The organism is uncultured Aquincola sp. (assembly GCF_964001545.1).
Classification (GTDB): Bacteria; Pseudomonadota; Gammaproteobacteria; order Burkholderiales; family Burkholderiaceae_C; genus Aquincola.
Genome location: NZ_CAXFDV010000500.1, coordinates 1 through 4,500, shown reverse-complemented (window position 1 = coordinate 4,500; position 4,500 = coordinate 1). Strand labels below are relative to the sequence as shown.

The 4,500-nt window shown below is 68.1% G+C and carries 5 protein-coding genes; 2 read left to right on the top strand and 3 right to left on the bottom strand.

The window, feature by feature from the left end; translation table 11 throughout:
* Positions 1 to 238: 238 nt before the first annotated feature.
* From ABNT58_RS17060 to ABNT58_RS17050, 3 genes are read right to left on the bottom strand one after another with little or no spacing between them, the layout of a single operon-like run.
* Positions 239 to 1,573 carry a TRAP transporter large permease subunit gene (locus ABNT58_RS17060; protein ID WP_348754644.1) on the bottom strand — a complete coding sequence of 445 codons (1,335 nt, stop codon included), beginning with the start codon at positions 1,571 to 1,573 and terminating at the stop codon, positions 239 to 241.
* A 34-nt stretch (positions 1,574 to 1,607) separates the two neighbouring features.
* The gene (locus ABNT58_RS17055; RefSeq protein ID WP_348754643.1) at positions 1,608 to 2,141 is read right to left on the bottom strand and encodes a TRAP transporter small permease; all 534 of its coding nucleotides are present in this window, start codon (positions 2,139 to 2,141) and stop codon (positions 1,608 to 1,610) included.
* A complete protein-coding gene (locus ABNT58_RS17050; RefSeq protein WP_348754642.1) occupies positions 2,141 to 3,118 on the bottom strand; it encodes a TRAP transporter substrate-binding protein in 978 nt (325 codons plus the stop codon). The genes ABNT58_RS17055 and ABNT58_RS17050 overlap by 1 nt, the downstream gene beginning before the upstream one ends.
* A 159-nt stretch (positions 3,119 to 3,277) precedes the next feature.
* Here ABNT58_RS17050 and ABNT58_RS17045 point away from each other — a divergent pair, with 159 nt between their 5' ends.
* Together ABNT58_RS17045 and ABNT58_RS17040 are read left to right on the top strand one after the other, a co-directional pair.
* Positions 3,278 to 3,832: a winged helix DNA-binding protein gene (locus ABNT58_RS17045; RefSeq protein ID WP_348754641.1), complete on the top strand. Its 555-nt coding sequence runs from the start codon at positions 3,278 to 3,280 to the stop codon at positions 3,830 to 3,832.
* Positions 3,833 to 3,841: 9 nt separating this feature from the next.
* The coding region (locus ABNT58_RS17040) for an aspartate/glutamate racemase family protein (protein ID WP_348754640.1) at positions 3,842 to 4,500 on the top strand (659 nt) is incomplete at its 3' end.

Below are 4,500 nucleotides of genomic sequence, written 5' to 3'. Positions count from 1 at the left end.
GGGTAGCTGGCGTAAGGGGGGGTCGGCCACTTGAAAGGCTCATAAGCCGGACCCCGGTCGGGGGCCAGGTCGGCCGGCACCGTGTCTTGCATCGAAAACTCGAGCGGCGGCAGGGAAAGATCAGACATCGGGTGTCCTTGTGGCACGAGGATGCGCCGGGGGGGAACACACCGGCACGCCCCTGCATGCTAGGCAAGGGGGCGTGCGTCGAAGGGCCGAATAGCAGGGCCGCGGGCCCCTAATTGACGACGGGCGGCACTGCCGAGCCGTCCGCCCCCATCACCACGTCGGGCAGCCAGGTCACCACCTGCGGAAACACCGTGATGACGACGATGCACACCACCAGGCAGCCGAAGAAGGGCAGGGCGGCGCGGGCGATGGTGTTGCTGTCCTTGCCCGTCATGTTCTGCAGCACGAAGAGGTTGAAGCCCACGGGCGGCGTGACCTCGGCAATCTCGACCAGCAGCACCACGAAAATGCCGAACCACACCAGGTCGAAGCCGGCCTTCTGGATCATCGGCAGCACCACGGCGGAGGTGAGGACGATCATCGAGATGCCGTCCAGCGCGGTGCCCAGCACCAGGTACACGCCCACCAGCACCGCGATGAGCGCATAGGAGCTGAGCTGCAGGCTGTCCACCCATTCGGCCAGCTCGCGCGGAATGCCGGTGAAGGCCATGGTCTTGGTGAGGAACGAGGCCCCCGCCAGGATGAACATGATCATGCAGCTGGTGCGGGTGGCGCCCATCAGCCCGTCGGCGAAGTTGCGCCAGGTGAGGCTGCGGCCCCAGACGGCCAATGCCAGCGAGCCGGCCACGCCGTAGGCCGCGCATTCGGTGGCGGTGGCGTAGCCGGCGATCAGCACCCAGCAGATGAAGACGATGAGCAAGGTGCAGGGGATCAGCTGGCCCGAGCGGCGGATCTTCTCGAGGAACGGCGTGGGCGGGTCGGCCGCCGGCACCTGGTCGGCATGGCGGATGCTCCACCAGGCGATGTAGCCCGAGAACAGCGCCATCAGGATGGCGCTGGGAATGAAGCCGGCCAGGAAGATGCGGATGATGGACGCATCGGCCGCCACTGCATACACCACCATGGTGATGGACGGCGGGATCAGGATGCCCAGGGTGCCCGCGGTGGCCAGCGAGCCCAGCGCCAGCCGTTCGGAATAGCCCCGCCGCTGCAGCTCGGGCAGGGCCACCTTGGCGATGGTGGCGCAGGTGGCCGCCGACGAACCCGAGACCGAGCCGAAGATGCCGCAGCCCAGCACCGTGGTGTGCATCAGCCGCCCGGGCACGCGGTTGAGCCAGGGCCGCAGGCCCTCGAACATCTCTTCCGACAGCTTGGTGCGAAACAGGATCTCGCCCATCCAGATGAACAGCGGCAGCGCCGCCAGCTCCCAGCTGGCATTCGATTCCCAGAAGGCCGAGAACAGGTTCTTGGCCGGTTGCGTGCTGGTGAAGAAGGCCTGGCCCACCCAGCCCACGATCGCCAGCGTCATCGCGATCCACACGCCGCCGGCCAGCAGCACCAGCATCAGCGCCAGCAGGATCGCGCCCATCGTCAGGATGTCCATCGTCGCGTCGGTCCGTTCGTTTGCAGCGTTCGGTTCAGATGTCGGAGGAGAAGTCGCCCTGCGCATGCCGCTGCTCGACCGCCACCACGAAGGTGGGGCGGCCGCCGCGCAGCACGATCACCAGCTCGTCGACCACCGCGATCCACAGCAGCACCGAGCCGATGGCAAAGCCCAGCTGCGGAATCCACAGCGGCATCGGCAGCAGGCCGGTGGCGATGTCGTTGAAGGCCCAGCTTTCATAGGTGAACGACAGCGCCGCCCACATCAGGTAGCTGACGCTGGCCGCACCGATCAGCAGGCTGATGAGTTCCAGCGTGCGGCGCACCGGCGGCGAGGCCTTTTCCAGCAACAGCGTCACCCGCACGAAGTCGCCATGCTTGAAGGCATGCGCCATCGCGAAGAAGCCCGCTGCCGCGCAGCACCAGGCCACCACATCGGGCACGGCGCCAGTGCGCACGCCGAACTCGCGCAGGATGCTCTGGCCGATCATCAGCAGCGCGATCATCGCCACGAAGGCCGCGGCCACCACGCCGGCGCCGAAGTACAGCGCGTCCAGCAGCCGGCGCATCACTTGCGGAAGGCGTTGATCACGGCGTCGCCGTCAGCCCCGGCCTTTTTCTGCCAGTCGGTGAGCATGATGCCGCCCACCTGCTTGAGGTCGGCCACCAGCTTGGGCGAAGGCGTCATGATCTTCATGCCCTTGTCGGTCAGCGCCTTCTTGTACCAGGCGTTCTTCTCTTCGCTGACCTTCCAGCCGCGGGCCTCGGCCTCGGCGGCGGCCTTCATCAACGCTTCCTGCGTGGGCTTGTCCAGCGCGTCGAAGGCCTTCTTGTTCACCAGGATGCCGTTCTTGGGCAGCCAGGCCTGGGTGTCGTACCAGTACTTGATGCTCTCGTAGGTCTTGCTGTCGAAGCCGGTGGAGCCGCTGGACATGTAGCTCTCGACCACGCCGGTGGCCAGCGCCTGCGACAGCTCGGCCGCCTGGATGGTGACCGGTTGCGCGCCGATCAGCTCGGCGATCTTGGCGGTGGCCGGGCTGTAGGCGCGCCACTTGAGGCCGCGCATGTCGGCCACCGAGGCGATCTCCTTCTTGACGTAGATGCCCTGCGGCGGCCACGGCACGGTGTACAGCAGCATCATGCCCTGGCTGGCCAGCAGCTTCTGCAGCACCGGCTTCTGCGCCTCGGCCAGCTTCTTCGACTCGGCATAGCTGGTGGCCAGGAAGGGAATGCCGTCGACGCCGTAGATCGGGTTCTCGTTCTCGAAGTTGGCCAGCAGCACCTCGCCGATGGGCGCCTGCCCGCCTTGCACCGCCCGCTTGATCTCGTTGGCCTTGAACAGCGAGGCATTGGCGTGCACCGTGATCTTGAGCTTGCCGCCGGTGGCCTTGTCCACGTCGGCCGCGAACTGGGTCAGGTTCTCGGTGTGGAAGTTGGTGGCCGGGTAGGCGGCGGGCAGGTCCCACTTGGTCTGGGCCTGGCTGGCCGTCAGGGCCCCCAGGGTCAGCAGCGCGGCGGCCAGGGATTGAACTCGGGTCACAGGCATGAGGTCGCTCCGGGATGAGGGGTGTGCGAACTGTCGCATCGAAAGACGGCTTGGCTAGCACGGCCCGTGCCGGGGCTTACCCCAAGCGCGCGGCGGCCTGCCTTGTGGTTACGAAAGAACTGAGATAAAACGTCGACGTTTTCTCAACGAGGTGCACACATGACGCGAGCGACTCCTGCAGGGGCTGCGCCGGCCGCCAAGCGCACCCGCGGCAGCCGCGCCGGCGGCATCGTCAGCTCGGCGCACCTGGTCTCGCCGCGCAGCGCCGAGCTGTCGGAGTTCGAGTTCGGCCTCATCGTGGCCTTCAATGCCTTTTCGCGCTGGGCGGTGCGCTGCATGGCCGCCGCCGGCCATGCCGAGCTCACCTTCACCGACGTGCTGCTGCTGCACCACGTGACCCACCGGGCGCGCCACAAGAAGCTGGCCGACATCTGCTTCGTGCTGAACTACGAAGACACCCACGTGGTGGCCTATTCGCTCAAGAAGCTGGCCGCCGCCGGTCTGGTGGAAGCCGGCCGCCAGGGCAAGGAGGTGTACTACCAGCCCACGCCCGAAGGCGAGGCGCTGGTGCAGGCCTACCGCGGCGTGCGCGAAGAGTGCCTGGTGCAAAGCCTGGACACCGAGCTGAACGCCCCGGTGGGCGAGCTGGCCCGGCTGCTGCGCACCATGAGCGGCATGTACGACCAGGCCGCCCGCTCGGCCAGCTCGCTGTAGGCCGGCTTCATGGCCGCAGCGCCCTTCCTCGGCGTGCTGATGCTGGACACGCGCTTTCCCCGGCTGCCCGGCGACATCGGCCATCCCCACACCTTCGGCTTTCCGGTGCGCCGGCAGGTGGTGGCCGGCGCCTCGGCGCAGCGCGTGGTGCGCCAGCGGGCGCAGGGGCTGCTGCAGCCTTTCATCAGCGCCGCGCTGCAGCTGGTGGAGGAAGGCGCGGCCGCCATCAGCACCAGCTGCGGCTTTCTGGCGCTGCACCAGCCGCCGTTGCAGGCGGCGCTGCCGGTGCCGGTGTGGTCATCCAGCCTGCTCAAGCTGGCCGAGCTGCCGGCCGGCTGCGTGGGCGTGGTCACGGTGGATGCACAGGCCTTGACGCCCGAGCACCTGCGCGCGGTGGGCGCGCCGCCCGGTGTGCCGGTCGCGGGCCTGCTGCCCGGCAGCCGGCTGCAGCGTTGCCTGATCGGCGACGAGCCCGAACTCGATGCCGCCAACGCCGAAGCCGAGGTGGTCGATGCCGCGCTGCGCCTGCTGCAGCAGGCCGGCCCGCTCGACCACATCGTGCTGGAATGCACCAACATGCCGCCGTATGCCGCGGCCGTGCACGCCGCCACCGGCGCCACGGTGCACGACATCGCCACCGTGCTGGCCGAACGCTGGTCGGCGCTGTT

Coding starts and splice junctions, on each gene's coding strand:
- ABNT58_RS17060 (WP_348754644.1), bottom strand. CDS start 1,573: ATGGACATCCTGACGATGGGCGCGATCCTGCTGGCGCTGATGCTGGTG.
- ABNT58_RS17055 (WP_348754643.1), bottom strand. CDS start 2,141: ATGCGCCGGCTGCTGGACGCGCTGTACTTCGGCGCCGGCGTGGTGGCC.
- ABNT58_RS17050 (WP_348754642.1), bottom strand. CDS start 3,118: ATGCCTGTGACCCGAGTTCAATCCCTGGCCGCCGCGCTGCTGACCCTG.
- ABNT58_RS17045 (WP_348754641.1), top strand. CDS start 3,278: ATGACGCGAGCGACTCCTGCAGGGGCTGCGCCGGCCGCCAAGCGCACC.